The organism is Arthrobacter sp. Y3221114, assembly GCF_059092625.1.
On the sequence record NZ_JBNHHW010000004.1, the window covers coordinates 377,678 to 394,192 of the forward strand.

Below are 16,515 nucleotides of genomic sequence, written 5' to 3' on the forward strand. Positions count from 1 at the left end.
ACAACAGCCACATTGGTGCGTCTGTGGGATCAAAGTACCGCACCGGGAGGTCTGAAAGAACCGTTTCACCCTAGTTTTCTGTGCCGCGGCGGAAATCTCCTGCGGGTACTTCCCTGCCGAGGCCGGCGGTGCTATAAGCCGGGTGCCAATCTGCCCCGTCGGCTGGAACAATGGAACTATGGCGCGGCAGGTCCTCCTCGACCGGCTCCGGGTGCTCGAACCGGAGCAGTGGCTGCCGCGCGCCCGGGCCCACCGCGAGCGCGCCCGGCGCTTCACCCAGCCGTACCTGCAGCGCCGTTCGGCCGGGCTGAAACACCCGGTGGAAGACTTCCTCTTCACCTATTACAGCCTCAAGCCGGGCCAGCTGTTGCGCTGGCATCCCGGCGCGGGCGTGGTGTTGACCGGCGCCGACGCCGGCGAGCGCCGCGGGTGGAAGTTCTACCGGGCGCTGAACGCCGCGGAGTGCCGCACGGCGGGTGTGGAGCACGACGCCGGTGCCGTCACCTTCGACGCGGAGGCTTTCCTTGCGGCGCGGGGAACCGCGGTGGCGTTCACGCGGGAAATCCTGGCCGGTGCGGCGTCGCGGCCGGCCCGGTTCGGCTGCTTCGGGCTGCACGAATGGGCGATGGCCTACAAGTCGCGGCTCAACGGCGTCCGGCACGACTACCTGGACCTGCGGCTCGGCGCCGATGGGACGGACCGCGTGGTGGACAGCAGCCGGATCAACTGCTCGCACTTTGATGCTTTCCGGTTCTACACGCCGCAGGCCGTACCGCTGAATACGCTGCAGCCCACCCGCGAGAACCAGCGGCAAATGGAGCAGCCCGGCTGCCTCCACGCCAACATGGACCTGTACAAGTGGGCTTACAAGCTGGCCCCGGCGCTGCCCAGCGAACTGGTGATGGACTGCTTCGAGCTGTCCTGGCGGATCCGCGAGCTGGACATGCGGGCCTCGCCCTACGACCTCTCGGGCTGGGGCTACGAACCGGTCAGGATCGAGACCACCGAGGGCCGCGCGCAGTACGTGGCGGCCCAGCGGGCGTTTGCCGACGAGGCCCAGGTGCTGCGCCTGCGGCTCCTGGAAGCGCTTGATGCGCTGGAGGCGCTTGATGCGCCTGACCGTGGGACGGAGGGGGACTCGTCGTCGCACCGTGCCGGCGCGCGGCACACCGCTCCGGGAATTATCCGAACGGAGGACTGATCATGGCGGTTGAGGCGAAGCGTCCGGGGCCCGAGCGGGCACCCCGTCAAGCGGCCGTGCTCCTGTCCTGCCTGCTCTTCCTGCCCTGGCTGGCGGCCTGCGCCCAAGACGGCCAGCCGCAACCTTCCCCCGGCATCGAGGTTCCCGCGTCCCCCGGCGACGGCGGCACCTCTTCCCCCTCGGAACCCGCCACTTCGAAGCCCGCCCCGTCGGAACCCGCACCCTCGAAACCGGCCCCGTCGGAACCTGGCCCATCGGAGCCCGCCCCGACAGACGACCAGAAAGGAGTGGCCGTGGACGCCGAACTATCCATCATGCTGACCTCCGCGGACAGCACCGCCCGGTTTGAGCAAGTGCTGGTGTGCCGGGATTCCCGTCCCGCCGCAGGTTCCACGGTCAGCGACGCGGAGGCGGCGTGCGCGGCGCTGGCCAAGCACGGGGACAAGGTCTTCTTCGAGCTGCCCGATCCCAACCGCCTCTGCACCCAGCAATACGGCGGTCCGCAGCAGGCCCACGTCACCGGCACCTTCAACGGCCGCGAGGTGAACAAGCATTTCTCCCTCACCGACGGGTGCAAGATCTCAGAGTGGAACGCCATGGCCGCCCTGCTGGGCAGCCGCGCCGGCGAAGCCTGAGCCTGGCAGCGGCACCCGGCTGCCCGCCCAAGCCCGGCTCGACGTATTGATGTTCGACGAGGGCGGTGTCAGCCAGCGCAGCCTCGACCAGGTCAGCGCCGGCCGTCGCGCATGATGTCGCTCACCCGGCGGTCAAGATCCTGGCTTGCGGCACGGGCGGTCCGCCGGTCTTCGCGCTTCGTTTGGATGACCATCCGCCCAAGGCCGCCCAGCACGACGGCGGCCAGGATGGGCAGCAGCATGGATTGCGGCTTTTCAGTCATAGAGCCATGCTACGAGCCCCGCTCGTCAACGGCACGGTTTTTGCCGGGTTCCGCCGTCGTCGTCCCGTAAAATCAGCACCCCGTGATGCCGGTAGAATGGTGCTGCAAGCTCGCGGAGCGCTGGGTCAGCGTGAGACGGCACCAATTGTTGGATTGACACTGCACTGAGTTCCGCGCGCCTCGCTTCGTTTGAAGAGCACAATCCAAGCACAGGAGTGGCCGGATGCCCCGGATCGTTGTTGATGTCATGCCCAAGCCCGAAATCCTTGATCCGCAGGGCAAAGCCATTGCCGGCGCGCTGAACCGCCTGGGCCTGGCCGGCTTCAGCGAAGTCCGCCAGGGCAAGCGTTTCGAACTGACGGTTGACGGCGAGGTGACCGAGGAACTTCTGGAACAGGCCCGGCATGCTGCCGCCACGCTGCTCTCCAACCCCGTGATCGAAGACGTTACCCGGGTGGAGGTCATCACCGAGGCGACCATCGGGGCCGGCGAATAATGACTGAGACTCCCCTGATCGGCGACTTCTCGCCCGCCCCCGATGCCGGCCTCTCGGGCGCGCGCATCGGCGTCGTCACCTTCCCCGGCACGCTGGACGACCGCGACGCGGCCCGTGCCGTGCGGATTGCCGGCGGCACGGCGGTCAGCCTGTGGCACGGCGACCATGACCTGCAGGGCGTGGACGGCGTGATTATCCCCGGCGGCTTCTCCTACGGCGACTACCTGCGCGCCGGCGCGATCTCCCGCTTTGCCCCGCTGATGGAGCAGGTCGCCGATGCCGCCAACGCGCAGCACGATCCGCTGCCGGTGCTGGGCATCTGCAACGGCTTCCAGGTGCTGACCGAGGCACACCTGCTGCCCGGCTCGATGATCAAGAACAACCACCTGCACTTCCTCTGCCGCGACCAAAGGCTGCGCGTGGAGAACAACACCACCGCCTGGACCAGCCAGTACGAAGCGGGCGCGGAGATTGTGGTGCCGCTGAAGAACCAGGACGGGCAGTACGTCGCGGACGAGAAGACCCTGGACGAGCTGGAAGCGGAGAACCGCGTGGTGTTCCGCTATGCGGACGGGAACCCGAACGGGTCGCGCCGCGACATCGCCGGAATCAGCAACGCCGCGGGCAATGTGGTGGGCCTGATGCCGCACCCCGAACACGCCGTGGAGGCCGGCTTCGGCCCGGACTCCTCCGCCTTCGGTGACGTCGCGCTGCGCGGCGGCACCGACGGCCTGGGAATTTTCACCTCCGTTTTGACGAAGATTGTGGCAGGTGCCAAGTAAATGACCGAGACCAATCCGACCAGCACATCAGTGGATACCCGGCTGGAAACCGAGGCCGAGGCCCGCAATGAGCACGTGCAGAGCTACGGCGGGGCCGCCGACGCCGTCGAACGCGTCGAGGGGCGCCAGTTCAACATCGACACCGTGGAGCATGCCGCCCAGACTCCGGACACGGAATTGCCCTGGGCCGAGCTGGGCTTGAAGCGCAACGAGTTCGACGAGGTCGTCAAGGTGCTGGGCCGCCGCCCGACCGCCGCCGAGCTGGCCATGTATTCGGTGATGTGGTCCGAGCACTGCTCCTATAAGTCCTCCAAGGTCCACTTGCGCCAGTTTGGCGACAAGGTCACCGAGGACATGAAGAAGCACATGCTGGTGGGCATCGGCGAGAACGCCGGCGTGACGGACCTGGGTGACGGCTGGGCCGTGACCTTCAAGATCGAGTCGCACAACTCGCCGACCATGGTGGAGCCGTACCAGGGCGCCGCGACCGGCATCGGCGGCATCGTGCGCGACATCATTTCCATGGGCGCGCGTCCGGTGGCCGTGATGGACCCGCTGCGCTTCGGCGCGATCGACCACCCGGACACCGCCCGCGTGGTCCACGGTGCGGTCGCCGGCATCGGCGGCTACGGCAACTCCCTGGGCCTGCCGAACATCGGCGGCGAGGTCGTCTTCGACTCCGTCTACCAGGGCAACCCGCTGGTGAACGCACTGGCCGTGGGCGTCATGCGCCACGAGGACATCCGGCTGGCCAACGCCTCCGGCAAGGGCAACAAGGTGGTGCTGTTCGGCGCGCGCACCGGCGGCGACGGCATCGGCGGCGCCTCCATCCTGTCCTCGGAGTCCTTCGACGACACCAAGCCCTCCAAACGCCCCGCAGTCCAGGTCGGCGACCCGTTCGCCGAGAAGGTGCTCATCGAGTGCTGCCTGGAACTGTTCAAGGGCTCGCTGGTCGAGGGCATCCAGGACCTGGGGGCCGCCGGCATCTCCTGCGCCACCTCGGAACTGGCCTCCAACGGCGACGGCGGCATGGACGTTGAGCTGACATCGGTGCTGCTGCGCGATCCGACCCTGACGCCGGGCGAAATCCTGATGTCCGAGTCGCAGGAACGCATGATGGCGGTCGTCTCCCCCGAAAACGTCGAGGCGTTCGAGGCCGTCATGGCCAAATGGGCCGTGGAATACTCCTGGCTGGGCGAGGTTACCGACACCGGCCGCCTGGTCATCAAGTGGGACGGCGAGACCATCGTCGACGTCGATCCGCGCACCGTCGCCCACGACGGCCCGGTCTACAACCGCCCCTACGCCCGCCCGGAATGGCAGGACCGGGTCCAGGCCGGCAGCTTCCGCGCCTCCGTGGCCAGCGCCAACCCCCCGGCCAGCGCCGAGGACCTCAAGGCAGCGGTGCTGGAACTGATGGCATCCCCGAACATGTGCTCGAAGGACTGGGTGACCAACCAGTACGACCGCTACGTGGGCGGCAATACCGCACTGGCCATGCCCGACGACGCCGGAGTGGTCCGGGTGGACGAGGAAACCGGTCTCGGCGTTGCCCTGGCGACCGACGCCAACGGCCGCTACACCTACCTGGATCCCTACCAGGGGGCGCAACTGGCTCTGGCCGAGGCCTACCGGAACGTCGCTACCGTCGGTGCCGTGCCGATGGCCGTGTCCGACTGCCTGAACTTCGGCTCCCCGGAAGACCCGGACGTCATGTGGCAGCTGGCCGAAGCGGTCCGCGGCCTGTCCGACGGCTGCATGGAACTGGGCGTCCCGGTCACCGGCGGCAACGTCTCGCTGTACAACCAGACCGGCAACACCCCGATCCACCCGACCCCGGTCGTGGCGATGCTCGGCAAGCTCGACGACGTCGGCCGCCGCACCCCGTCGGGCTGGCGCGAGGACGGCCAGGCGATCTACCTGATGGGCACCACCCGGGACGAGCTGGACGGCTCCGAGTGGGCCAACCTGCGCGGACACCTGGGCGGCAAGCCCCCGGTCTTGGACCTGGCCGCCGAGAAGCTGCTGGGCGAGCTGCTGATCAACGCCTCCCGGGACGGCATGATCGACGCCGCCCACGACCTCTCCGAAGGCGGCCTGGCCGCCGCCCTGGCCGAGATGGCGCTGCGCTTCGGCGTCGGCGCCCGGATCGGCCTGGGCGAGGTCTGCGAGCGTGACGGCGTGGACCTGTTCACGCTGCTGTTCAGCGAATCCCAGGCACGCGCCGTCGTGTCCGTTGCGCGCAGCGAAGAGGTCCGCTTCAAGGACATGTGCGGCGCGCGGGGCTTCCCGTTCATGCGCATCGGCGTGGTGGACACCGAGAACGGCGCGCTGGACTTCCAGAGCGAATTCTCCGTGCCGCTGGCCGAACTGAAGGAAGCCCACGAGGGCACCCTGCCGAAGTACTTCGGGTAGGTTCCGCCCTGCCCAGGGGCGGGCGCAAGAGGGATGTTCCCAGCACCGCGGTGCAGGGAACATCCCTCTTCGTCTTCCCCTCGAGGACCGGCCCCGCAGCGCTGCCGGATATCCGTATCTGTATGCTGTGCCCATGACGGCACCGCAGATCTATATCAGTTTCCCCGGCACTGCCCGCGAAGCACTGGGTTTCTACGCAGAGATCTTTGGCGGCGAGCTTTCCCTCCACACCAACGAGGACTTCGGTAACAGTGAGGGACCGCCGGGGCACATAGCCCATGGAATGCTGAACGGCGTGGTCGCCCTGGCCGGATCGGATGCGGCACCCGGCGAGAAGAGCGTCCGGCTCGAGGGCGTCATGCTCTCGTTGCTCGGGACGGCCGAGCCCGAGGTGCTGCACGAGTGGTTCGACAAGCTCGCCGTTGGCGGCCGGGTGGTCGATCCCCTTGCCCCGAAGCCGTGGGGCGCCTCCGATGGCCAGGTGATCGATCGTCACGGGCTTCACTGGCTCGTCGGCTACGAACCAGTAGGCCCATAGGGAAAGCAGCAGGCGGCCACCGCCGGTGACCGCCTGCTGCCGACTACGAACAGGTCACTTCAGTATTTTCTCGCTCTCGAGGTTGGCGTCGAGCTGTTCCGGGTAGAGGTTTTCCGTCTTGCATTCGAAGTCCGCGTACATCTGCAGTTGATCAGCGTAGTGCGGGGACTTGGTGCCGTCGGGAGCGATGAAGCCGCTTTGGCCGGGCGGGGCGACGGTGCACATCTGGGCCTGCGAACCGAAGAGCGAGACGATGTCGTTCTGGGAGCCGCGGTTCATGTAGTCCGGCCCGGTCAGGTTCTCGTTCGGGTTCGCTTGGGGGACGCCGATAAAGTTCTTGTAAGAGAACTCATGCTGGGGCGTGGGCGCGGTCCAGTTGTTGCGGTCGGTGCCCTGTTCGGCCTCGAGCTTCTCCAGCGCCTGCTGGTAGGTGTCCAGCAAGACTTGCTTCTTGTCCGCGCCATTGAAGAAGTCGACGTGCTGTAAAATGCCGGCGTCTTTGCCCAACAGGGCGTTGTAGACGAGCTTGCTGCCGTTTGCGGGACGGGCGAGACCGGTGCCCTGCGAGTAGCTGGCAAAAACGGAGGCCGGCAGGTCGTCCTTGAGCACCGCCTCGAACAGGATCGGCAGCCAGGCGTTCATGATCGCTGCCTCAGGGCCGTCGAGCTTGCCGTCGCCGTCACTGTCACGGCGCTGGCCATCCCATCCTGTCAGAAGCCGGACATCCTGGACCACCGGGTCCTTGGCGGGCAGCGTTTTGACGGCTTCCTCGAGGAACGGGCGGAAGTAGCGGATGTTCAGGTCCGCGAACGAGGTTTCTTCGTTGATGTTCCAGATCTCGTCGGTCGTGAACTTCTGCTGGTCCTCAAGCCGCTCAATGATCTCGTTGACGCGGTCCACTGGCGACCAGTTTCCTGAGCCTGCGTTAAAGCCGGCACCGGACTGGTTGTTCCAGTTCACGATATAGCCCTGCTTGGGGTTGTAGACCTTGGGGTTTTCGGAGAAGTCCCTGATTCCCTTCCACTCCATGGACCCGTCGCCGACGGCGGGGAGCCGCGGGTCGTGCCCTTCGGCGCGGATCGGCAGCTTGCCTGGGGAGACGTAGCCAATGTTGCCTTTTTTGTCGGCGTAGTACCAGTTGATCGTAATGCCCACCTTCTCCGCCTGGGCCAGGTACTCCTCCCAGTTCTGGGCCTTCATGATCTTGATCCAAGCCATGAAGGACTGGATTTCGGTGCCGGTCCAGCTGCGTTTCTTTGAGTAGGCCGTGTTGTTCGCTTCGTCAAAGCTGGTCACGAAACCGTGGATGGTGGAGTAAACCTGCTGTTCGATCGGTTCCTGCCCGGCGACCTCGATCTTTTCGGTGCGGACCTCCATCGGTACCCAATCGCCGTCGTACTTGTACTCGTGAGGGTTTTCCGGGTTTAACTGCTCCTGGTAGACGTCGTTGACGTCCAGCGGTCCGGCGGTGGATCCCCAGCTGATGTTCTTGTTGGTGCCGAAGAGGATAGTGGGGTGAGCGAAGGGTGTATTGCCCGTCACATCGTAACCGGCCCCGTGCAGGCCGATGCCGTAGACGTAGGAGGGATTGAACCAGGAGAACTGGGGGCCGTTGAGCAGCACCGAGCCTTTCTCCTTGCTCTTCTTGCCGCCGACGATCCAGAGATTGCTGGCCTCGGGCTGTAGGTTCGGCCAGTCGCCGCCGCCGAACTGCTTCATCCGCTCCAGGCCGTCATCCTTCAGATCCTGGGAAACTTTGTTGAGCTTGGCCATCTGCGAGGGGCTGTCCGAGGCCAGCTGGTTCGGGCGCTTTTTATCCTCGCGCGGCACGGTGGTGGGGGCGGTAGGATCTTCGATCCACTGCAGCTGATCGAAGAGGAGCTGGCCCTGCTCCGCGCCGTGTTCGGCGGTGAGCTGCTGGAGGACCTGCAGGCTGGAGAGCTCCCCTGCGCTGTCCGAGAATCGGTTGGCCATGGTGCCGACCCAGATCATCGCCACGTCGTACCCCGACCAGCGGGAGGGCTCGAAGCCGTAATCGGTGAACTGCTTCGGCAGCAGGGCGCCTGGATTGTCCATCACCTCGGCAATGCGCTTGTTGAAACCGGCCGCGTAACCGTCGAGGATGTCCCGGTCTTCGGCGGGCAGGGCCGAAATCTGCTCCCTGATGGCTTCCGGGTCGAAGGAGGCACGGGAGCGCTTGTCGATCTCGACGTAGTCCGGGCCCAGGACTTCGGCAGAGGTGCCCAGAACGGCGCGTTTGGCCATTTCCAGTTGGAACGTCCGGTCCTCAGCAACGGAATAGCCGTAGCCGTAGAACAGATCGCGGGTCGTGTCCGCGTAGACGTGCGGGACGCCGTAGGTGTCCCGCTTGACGGTGATAGCACCCGATCCGAGGACCTTTTCACTGCTTTGCTGCACGGTCTCCGTGGTGTCGGCCGCCGTAGCACCGGGGGCGGCAAGGCCTCCCGCCAACCCGGCCGAAAGAACCAATGAAAGTGCCATGAGCGCTGGTTTCGTCTTCTTCACCTGACTCCTCGTCGAATCAATTGCGATGGAACTGCATGCGAATGCCGTCGGCAGCCCCTACCTGAACGGCACTGGTTGCTTGGCGGCAACTTAGTGTCACAGCGCCGCTAGGGGGCTGGCAATGGTTGCTGGTCTTAATTCCCGTCCAAACGTTCATTTTGTATCGACGTGGGAATCGGGCGCCTTCGCGCCCGTGTTTCTGCCGGGATTGCTGCAGCCATAGGCTTATAATCGCCGTCGTGTGCACCGGCGCGGGCGGCCTTGTCTGCCCTCGCGCTTGCAGGAGCCCGAGGTGGTTTCCTACACCTCGCCAGTCGTGGCTGCCGACGGCGGCGACCTCGCGGGATTCGCCGGGTCTGGCCAGTGGGATGCCGGGGCGGTCGATGCTGTGCGTGCCCTCGTCCTCGTTGCCGGTCACGGTGGTGGCAATCTCCCCCCGCGCGACGGCGTTCATCGTGATGCCGTGCCGGCCCAGCTTGCTCTCACCAAGGACGACGGCGCGGCGCACCTTCCGGTGCACCGCGCCGTTCGTTTGTACGTCGCGTTAGGTCTCTGGACGTCAGGCGCCAGCCCGCAGACGCTCCACGTCTGCCAGTCGCGGGTACGCGGCCTGGGTTCCCTTTTTCGTGGCAGCCAGGGCAGCAGCGACCGAAGCGAACGCCGCCGCCTCGGCCAGGGTCTCCCCTGCGGCAAGCCGTGCCGCGAGGGACCCGGTGAAGGCGTCGCCGGCGCCGGTAGTGTCCACGGCGTCAACCTGGGTGGGGGCGATCCGGGTGAAACGGCACCCCTCCTCGGCATGCGAATCCAGCACGATGGAGCCGGCGGCGCCCAGGGTGACCACGACACGGTCCAGCCCCTTCGCCGCAAACTTCAAGCGCACCCGCTCCCAGTCGGCAACGGCGGCGTCGGCGCAGGGCATTTCGGCGCCGCCGAGGAACTGCGATGCCTCGTGCGCGTTGACCAGCAGGACGTCGATGAGTTCGGCCAGGCTTCGCGGCACGGGCGCGTAAGGCGAGAGGTTAAGCAGCACCGTTGCTCCGGCGTCGTGCCCTGATCTTGCTGCCGCCTCTACGGCGTCGAGGCCGACCTCGAGGCAGAGGCAGACCACGGCGGCGCCATCGAAAACGTCCCCGGCTGTGACTACGTCGTCGGGAACTACGGTGCCGTTGGCGCCAGGGGATATGACGATGCTGTTCTCCCCCGCGGTGTCAACGGTAATGACGGCGACGCCGGTCTCGACGTCGGCGGCGCGGCGCACGCGGGAAACGTCCACGCCGGCCCCTGCAACGGAGGCCAGCAGCATGTCCCCGTTGGAGTCCTCGCCCACGGCGCCGATCAGGGCTACGTTGCCGCCGAGCCGGCCGGCGGCCACGGCTTGGTTGGCGCTCTTGCCGCCCGGGTTCACGGCGAAGCCTTCGCCGTGGACGGTTTCGCCGGGGTTGGGCAGCCGCTCCGTGTAGATCGTCAGGTCCGCATTCAGTGAACCCACGACGACGATGCGTCCGGCTTGCGGACTCACTTTTTCACCTCGGCATCGACGGGCTTGGGGATCAGCAGCGAGGCGGCGAAGGCCGCGACCGTGATGACCAGGCCTACCACCACCGTCGTGAGGTAAGAGGTGCGGTCGCCCAGCGCCGAGGTGCCCACGAGCACCGCCGGCAGCACCAGGAAGCTCAGCCCGGCGCCGAGGTTGAAGGCTCCGGCGTTCATGCCCGGCAGGAAGCCGGGGTTGCCCGGGGGCGAGAGGACCACGCCGAGCCCGTTGAGCATGATGTTTGCGGTGCCGGCGTACATGATGCCGAGCAGTGCAGTGGCGGCGACCATCAGCGGCAGGCTGTCCAGGCCGAACAGCACAATGATCACCAGGGAGACGATGCTGCCGATCATGCCGATGCGCAGCACATTGGTGTAGCCGAGTACCGGGGCGAGCCGTCCGCTGATCGGGCCGAAGATCCAGCCCAGCAGCGCGTAGGGGGTCAGGATGAGCAGCGCCGTTTCGGTGGGGCCGATGCCGAAGCCGGGTGCGGCGGCCTGTACGTAGGCGGGGACAATCCCGTTGATGACGGCGAAGATGCCGGTCATGGTCAGGACCGTGGTCAGCAGTGGCGCCCACGTGGAGCGCTGGCGCAGATGGACAATCTCCACCATCGGCTGCTTCGCGCGCTTTTCGGTGACCCAGAAGGCGGCGAACGCGGCGGCGGCCACGGCGATCAACACCAGCGAGAGGACCAGGGTTTCCGTGGAGAACGCGCCGACCAGCTTGGCGGCCTCGTTCAGCGCGGTGAGCAGGGCACCGACTGCGACAACAATAAAGACGACGCCGGTCCAGTCCATCCGCGTCCCGGCCTGCGGTTTGCTCTCGGGCGTCAGGACGGCGACGAGAACAGCCGCGATCACGGCGAGGACCACCATGAACCAGAAGATGCTGCGGAAGCCGTAGTGCTCGGCCATGTAGCCGCCGAGGAAGGCATCGACGCCGGCCACGCCGCCGTTGACCGCGAGGATCACGCCCATCAGCGTGCCGTAGGTGCGCAGGTTGGGCACGGCGGTGCGCAGCATGATGAGGCACAGCGGCACGGTGGGGCCGCTGACACCCTGGATGATCCGGCCCACGAATAGCCACGTAACGTCCGGGGCCAGCGCGGCGATCACGGAGCCAACGGCCGTCAGCAGCATCATCCCGACGAGGATCCGCTTGCGGCCGACAATATCGCTCAGCCGGGGCAGGAACAGGGAGAACAGCGCGGCTGTGGTGAAGAACCAGGTCTGGGACAGGCCGATCGAGGCCTGGTCGGTCTGCAGTTCCTCGCCCATGGTGACCAGGGCGGGGCTGAGCATGGAGGCATTGAGCTGGAAGGCCACGCAGGCCGCCAGCAGGGCGACCATCAGGGCGGTGGTGCCGCCGCGGGTTGCCTTGGTCTCGTTCAGAACGGCGCTCATTTCGCTGCCATCCCGGAGGTCTCGGGCGCCGCGGAGGGGGGCGCCGCCGTCGTTGTTGTCGTGGCGGTTCCGAGGTCTACCTCGCCGATCCGGACCAGTGCATCGGTCACCAGGTTCCAGAACTTGGTGCGGTCAAGGTCCACGGCCACCGAGGTGTGGCAGTCGTCCGGTGCGGGGGCGCGGAAGTCAGCGACGGTCATGCCGAGGGTCAGCTTGCCCTGCAGTTCGATGTCGACCGGGACCTTGCGGGTGGTCATCACCGTGGGGTCGATGACGTAGGCGACGGCGCACGGATCGTGGACCGGCGGGTGGTCGAAGCCCTGTGCGTCCTTGTAGGTTTGGGCGAAAAAGTCCATCAGTTCGCGGACAAAGCGGGCCGGACCGGTGCCGACGGCTTCGATCTGCTCGACGACGTCTGGGGTGGCCAGCGCCTGGTGTGTGAGGTCCAGTCCCACCATGACCACCGGCCACTTCTCGTTGAAGACGATGTGGGCGGCCTCGGGGTCGATCATGATGTTGAACTCGGCCACGGCGGACCAGTTGCCCACGTGGTAGCCGCCGCCCATCAGCACGACTTCCTTGACCCGCTCGACGATCCGCGGCTCTTTGCGGGCGGCCATCGCGATGTTGGTCAGGCCGCCAGTCGGGACCAGGGTGACGGTGCCGGGTTCGTGCCCCATGATCGTGTCGATGATGAGATCAACGGCGTGGCGCGGGTCCAGCTCAATGCTGGACTCCGGCTGCGCGGGGCCGTCCATGCCGGACTCGCCGTGGATGTCCGGCGCGGTTTCGATGGTGCGCACCAGCGGGCGGTCACAGCCGGCGGCGAACGGGACCCCGGTGATTCCGGCGATCGTTCCCACCGCCAGAGCGTTCTTGGTGACCTTCGCCAGGGTCTGGTTGCCGACAACGGTGGTCACGGCAAGCAGTTCGATGTCAGGGTTGCCGTGGGCCAGGAGCAGCGCCACGGCGTCGTCGTGCCCCGGATCGCAATCCAATATGATCTTTTTCGGTCCAGGCGTCGCGGAAGTGGCGTCCATGTTTTTCTCTCCACGTCATCGGGGTCCGCCGCAGCGGGGATTCAGTCTCAGGAAGTGTGACACCCCCTTCCCGTTCACGTCAAACGCTTTACGTAAAAAGCGTCAAGCGCTTGATGCACTGTGGTGCTTGATCGCGCTTATCATGGGCTCATGGATTCCGCCCGCCCTCCCCAGCACCCGCCGCGCGTCGGTGGGCGGGTGACCGCGGCGATGGTGGCCGCCCGCGCCGGCGTCTCCACGGCGACGGTTTCTCTGGTGGCCAACGGCAAGACGCGCGGGCGGGTGTCTGCGGACAACATCTCGCGGGTCAGCCAGGCCATCGCCGAACTCGGATACGTGGTGGACAGCGTGGGCAGTTCGCTGGCCAAGGGGGTCAGCTCCATTGTGGTTCTGGTGGCGCCGGACATTTCCAACCCGTTCTTCGCCAAGGTCGTTGCCGGCGTCCGGAAATCCCTCGGCGCGGACTTCCAACTGCTGCTCTCCGTCACCGAAGCCGGTGAATTCCCCCGCGCGGATGACATCCGCCGGATCCTCGCCCTGCGCCCGGCGGGCCTGTTGGTGGATGCCCCCGATGCCGCGTTCCTCGAGGACCTCTCCGCCACGGGCCCCTTGGTGCTGCTCGACGCGCCCGGGCTGGAGGCTTATGCGCCGTCCGTCAACCTCGATGTGGCCCACGGCGCCCGCGAACTCGCGGCGCATCTGGCAGCCTCCGGCCACCAGCGGGTGGCGTACCTGGACAGCGTGACCGGCACAGCCACCTTCACCATTCGCCGGATGGCCTTCCTGGCGGAGGCGGTCGCGCGCGGGATGACCGTGGACCCGGCCCACCTGATCAGCACCACGATCGACGTCGGCGCGTCGGCCGAGGCGTTTGCCGCCGCCTGGCCCCGGTGGCAGCGATCCGGTGTCACCGCCGTCGTCTGCGCCACCGATACCCACGCGTACGGCGTGCTGCAGCAGGCGCGCGTCGCCGGCGTGCGGATCCCGGACGAACTCGCCGTCGCCGGCTTCGACGACCTGCCCTACTCCGCCACTAGCAACCCCGGCCTCACCAGCGTCCACCTTCCCGCCGCCCGCCTGGGCCTCAAGGCCGGCGAACAGCTGCGCGGCCTGATCGAAGGCCGCGACCTCGAGCAACCGCAGCTCACCTTGGAGGCCTCGCTGATTGTGCGCGGCTCCACGGAGCGGATCGCCGCCAACTAACCAGCGACGGCGCGGCTACACCTTGCGCCAGTCGTGGCCGGTCACGGCCGCCCCGGCCTGCGGTCCCATCTGCAGCATGCCGCCGTCCACCACCCACGACGCCCCGGTGACGTAGCCGGCTTCCTCGGACGCCAGGAAGGCGATCACGGCGGCGACCTCGCGGGCGTCGCCGGGCCGGGCCAGCGGTATGCCGGGGCGGTCGATGCGGTGCGGGTCTTCGTCCTCGTTGCCGGTCATGGCGGTGGCGATCTCCCCCGGCGCGACGGAGTTGACCGTGATGCCGTGCCGGCCGAGCTCCAGCGCCATGTTCTTCACCAGCCCGCCGAGGCCATGCTTGGCGGCGTCGTAGGGGGCGGCCCCGATCATCGGCTGGTGCTCGTGCACGCTGGTGACGGCGATGATCCGGCCGCCGCGGCCGGCCTCCGCCATCCGCCGGGCTGCCCGCTGCATGCAGACAAACGCGCCGTCCAAGTCGGTGGCAACCACTCTCCGCCACGTCTCATAGTCCAGCTCCAGGAACGGCTCCGAGGCGCCCGTGCCTGAGTTGTTGACGAACACGTCCAGCCCGCCGAGCTGCTCCGCGAGCGCGTCGACTACGTCCCCGCAGCCGGGCAGGTCCGTGGTGTCCAATTGGACGACGGCGGCGCTGCGGCCGAGCACGCGGACCTCCTTCGCCGTGTCCTCGGCTCCGTCCCGGTCCGAATGCCAGGTGATCCCGACATTCATCCCGGCACGGGCCAAGGCGACGGCGGCGGCCCGGCCGATGCCGGAGTCGGAACCGGTGACAATGGCTGTGCGGGGTGTGAACTGTTCCATGCGCCCTATTGTGGCGAAGAACCTGCCGCTTGCCAGCCCCTCCGGCGGCCGGGCCCGCTACGCGACGGTCATTTCACCCATCAGGTCCCAGTCGTCGCCCTCGACCTGCCGGCTAATGATCCGCGGGGTCTCCTGCAGGTACTGTGGCTGCTCCTGCATGGCCTTCTGGAAGTGGTCGCTCTTCACGTGAGCTTCGGCCGCGTCGTCCCGGAAGGCCTCCACGAGCACGTAGGTGTTGGCGTCGTCCACGCTGCGTGACCAGTCGAACCACAGGTTGCCCGGCTCGGCACGCGTTGCCTCGGTGAATTCGCGCACGAGTTCGGGGAAGCTGTCGGCGTACTCGTCCTTGACCTTGAACTTGACCACAATAAATATCACGCGGCATCAGCCTTTCTTCTTTGGGATGTCTTTTCATCCTGTCATGCACCGCGTGGTCCGTCAGGTCAGGTGCGGCCAGGCAGGATTGGCCCAGCGTCAGTTGGCGTCGCCACCCGGCCTGTCCGCCAGCCCGCCGGTGCGTATCGACGGCCAGTCAGTTAGCGGCGCTGCCCAGGCCGGCCCGCCTGCCCGGCTTGTCCGCCGGCGAGCGCCCTGGCTGCCGAAATATAGCGACGCGTGACCAGCCGCTGGGCGGCTTCCGCCACCGGCGCGCCTGTCCGGTAGAACCAGTTGGAATGCCGGCTGAACGCGAACACCTCGAAGACCACCAGCCCGCTCCCCTCCAGCACAGCCACAAACCCTTCTTCCCCCGACTCCGGATGACCGGGCAGGGTGCCGTAGCCGAACCCCGTCCGCGTTGGCGTCCGTTCCGTCCACACCACGCGGCACGGGATGGCGAGCCGCAGCGGCCCGACTCCGAACCCGCACACCACCTCCACGCCTTCGGCGGCCACCGGCCCCGTGGCATCCACCCGCAGCCCGGCCAGCCGATGCACTTCCCACCCCATCAGCCCTTCGACCAGCCGATGAAAAGCTTCTTCCCCCTCACCGACACCGACCCGCTCGTCGACGACCCGGTATCCCGGCGGCGAGGTGCGTTCCCGGCTCAGCCCCACGCCGTCGTACGTCAAGCGCGCTCCGCCCAGGTTCTTGGCCTTCACCCTTCAGCCCTGCCGCGCATCTTCGCCCCTGGTTAGGCCCATCCAGCCCAGCATTTCGCGGTCGCGGCGCGGCAGTGATGCCACCACCAGATCGTAGGAGTCCTCGATCATGTCGCGCAGCATGTCGTCGGGCAGCCCACCGTCGCAGCGCACGCCGTTCCAGTGCGTTTTGTTCATGTGATAGGCACCCGTGATCTCCGGATGCGCCGCGCGCAGCTGCTGCGCCAGCACCGGTTCACACTTGAGGCTGATGCTCAGCTGCGGCGCCTGCAGGTCGGAGAGCGCGAACATCTTGGCGGCCCGTCCCGCCGCCCTGACCTTGAACACCGATACCTCGGGGCCAAACGGGAAATCTTCGAACGCCCCGGGCAGGGACAGGCAGAATGCGCGCAGCGCGGTTGCGTCCATAGGCATGAGCCTACTGCTCCCCGCCCGCGCCGGTCACGGTTCTGGGGAACCACGTGGCGGCCCGCGCCCATGCCCCGCGACCGCCCGAGTCCGCGCGGTGCGCGGCGGCAACTTCGGTGGCAGGATGGTTTCACAGTTGTTTCACGGGGAAC

17 protein-coding genes are annotated in these 16,515 nt (G+C 67.1%); 7 read left to right on the forward strand and 10 right to left on the reverse strand.

Features of this window, described 5'->3' with window-relative positions; all coding sequences use genetic code 11:
• Nucleotides 1-178: 178 nt before the first annotated feature.
• Both AC5RV3_RS11335 and AC5RV3_RS11340 read left to right on the forward strand, forming a co-directional pair.
• On the forward strand, nt 179-1,201 hold the full coding sequence (locus tag AC5RV3_RS11335) for a 3-methyladenine DNA glycosylase (protein ID WP_494122215.1): 1,023 nt from the start codon (nt 179-181) through the stop codon (nt 1,199-1,201).
• A 2-nt stretch (nt 1,202-1,203) separates the two neighbouring features.
• Entirely contained in the window at nt 1,204-1,836 is a 633-nt protein-coding gene (locus AC5RV3_RS11340; protein WP_494122216.1) for an SSI family serine proteinase inhibitor, read from the forward strand.
• A gap of 92 nt (nt 1,837-1,928) precedes the next feature.
• Here AC5RV3_RS11340 and AC5RV3_RS11345 read toward each other — a convergent pair whose 3' ends face one another.
• Nucleotides 1,929-2,099, reverse strand: a complete 171-nt coding sequence (locus AC5RV3_RS11345) for a hypothetical protein (protein WP_494122217.1) — start codon at nt 2,097-2,099, stop codon at nt 1,929-1,931.
• Between the two features lie 223 nt (nt 2,100-2,322).
• On the opposite strand from AC5RV3_RS11345, the gene purS reads away from it, so the two are divergent.
• The 4 genes from purS to AC5RV3_RS11365 all read left to right on the forward strand — a co-directional run bounded on the left by purS (nt 2,323) and on the right by AC5RV3_RS11365 (nt 6,330).
• Nucleotides 2,323-2,595 (forward strand): phosphoribosylformylglycinamidine synthase subunit PurS, encoded by a 273-nt coding sequence (gene purS, locus AC5RV3_RS11350; protein WP_494002056.1) that lies wholly within the window; start codon nt 2,323-2,325, stop codon nt 2,593-2,595.
• A complete protein-coding gene (gene purQ, locus AC5RV3_RS11355; protein WP_494122218.1) occupies nt 2,595-3,377 on the forward strand; it encodes a phosphoribosylformylglycinamidine synthase subunit PurQ in 783 nt (260 codons plus the stop codon). Before purS ends, purQ begins: the two co-directional genes overlap by 1 nt.
• The gene (gene purL, locus AC5RV3_RS11360; RefSeq protein WP_494122219.1) at nt 3,378-5,792 is read left to right on the forward strand and encodes a phosphoribosylformylglycinamidine synthase subunit PurL; all 2,415 of its coding nucleotides are present in this window, start codon (nt 3,378-3,380) and stop codon (nt 5,790-5,792) included. It abuts the gene before it with no gap.
• A 133-nt stretch (nt 5,793-5,925) separates the two neighbouring features.
• Complete coding sequence (locus AC5RV3_RS11365; protein ID WP_494122220.1) at nt 5,926-6,330, forward strand: VOC family protein; 405 nt, start codon at nt 5,926-5,928, stop codon at nt 6,328-6,330.
• Nucleotides 6,331-6,384: 54 nt separating this feature from the next.
• Here AC5RV3_RS11365 and AC5RV3_RS11370 read toward each other — a convergent pair whose 3' ends face one another.
• The 5 genes from AC5RV3_RS11370 to uriH are packed head-to-tail and all read right to left on the reverse strand — an operon-like array spanning nt 6,385 to nt 12,836.
• Entirely contained in the window at nt 6,385-8,832 is a 2,448-nt protein-coding gene (locus tag AC5RV3_RS11370) for a penicillin acylase family protein (RefSeq protein WP_494122221.1), read from the reverse strand.
• 40 nt (nt 8,833-8,872) lie between these two features.
• Nucleotides 8,873-9,376 carry a hypothetical protein gene (locus tag AC5RV3_RS11375; RefSeq protein WP_494122222.1) on the reverse strand — a complete coding sequence of 168 codons (504 nt, stop codon included), beginning with the start codon at nt 9,374-9,376 and terminating at the stop codon, nt 8,873-8,875.
• 39 nt (nt 9,377-9,415) lie between these two features.
• Nucleotides 9,416-10,375, reverse strand: a complete 960-nt coding sequence (locus tag AC5RV3_RS11380) for a ribokinase (RefSeq protein ID WP_494122223.1) — start codon at nt 10,373-10,375, stop codon at nt 9,416-9,418.
• Nucleotides 10,372-11,796: a uridine transporter UriT gene (uriT, locus tag AC5RV3_RS11385; protein WP_494122224.1), complete on the reverse strand. Its 1,425-nt coding sequence runs from the start codon at nt 11,794-11,796 to the stop codon at nt 10,372-10,374. Before uriT ends, AC5RV3_RS11380 begins: the two co-directional genes overlap by 4 nt.
• On the reverse strand, nt 11,793-12,836 hold the full coding sequence (gene uriH, locus AC5RV3_RS11390) for a uridine-preferring nucleoside hydrolase UriH (RefSeq protein ID WP_494122225.1): 1,044 nt from the start codon (nt 12,834-12,836) through the stop codon (nt 11,793-11,795). The genes uriT and uriH overlap by 4 nt, the downstream gene beginning before the upstream one ends.
• A 210-nt stretch (nt 12,837-13,046) precedes the next feature.
• Between uriH and AC5RV3_RS11395 the strand changes: the two genes are divergently transcribed.
• On the forward strand, nt 13,047-14,039 hold the full coding sequence (locus AC5RV3_RS11395) for a LacI family DNA-binding transcriptional regulator (RefSeq protein WP_494122346.1): 993 nt from the start codon (nt 13,047-13,049) through the stop codon (nt 14,037-14,039).
• Nucleotides 14,040-14,054: 15 nt separating this feature from the next.
• Here AC5RV3_RS11395 and AC5RV3_RS11400 read toward each other — a convergent pair whose 3' ends face one another.
• From AC5RV3_RS11400 to AC5RV3_RS11415, 4 genes are all read right to left on the reverse strand, one after another.
• On the reverse strand, nt 14,055-14,855 hold the full coding sequence (locus tag AC5RV3_RS11400) for an SDR family oxidoreductase (protein ID WP_494122226.1): 801 nt from the start codon (nt 14,853-14,855) through the stop codon (nt 14,055-14,057).
• Between the two features lie 57 nt (nt 14,856-14,912).
• On the reverse strand, nt 14,913-15,233 hold the full coding sequence (locus tag AC5RV3_RS11405; protein WP_494111105.1) for a putative quinol monooxygenase: 321 nt from the start codon (nt 15,231-15,233) through the stop codon (nt 14,913-14,915).
• A gap of 158 nt (nt 15,234-15,391) precedes the next feature.
• The gene (locus AC5RV3_RS11410; protein ID WP_494122227.1) at nt 15,392-15,955 is read right to left on the reverse strand and encodes a DUF1990 domain-containing protein; all 564 of its coding nucleotides are present in this window, start codon (nt 15,953-15,955) and stop codon (nt 15,392-15,394) included.
• A gap of 3 nt (nt 15,956-15,958) precedes the next feature.
• Complete coding sequence (locus AC5RV3_RS11415) at nt 15,959-16,363, reverse strand: MmcQ/YjbR family DNA-binding protein (protein WP_494122228.1); 405 nt, start codon at nt 16,361-16,363, stop codon at nt 15,959-15,961.
• Nucleotides 16,364-16,515 lie beyond the last annotated feature (152 nt).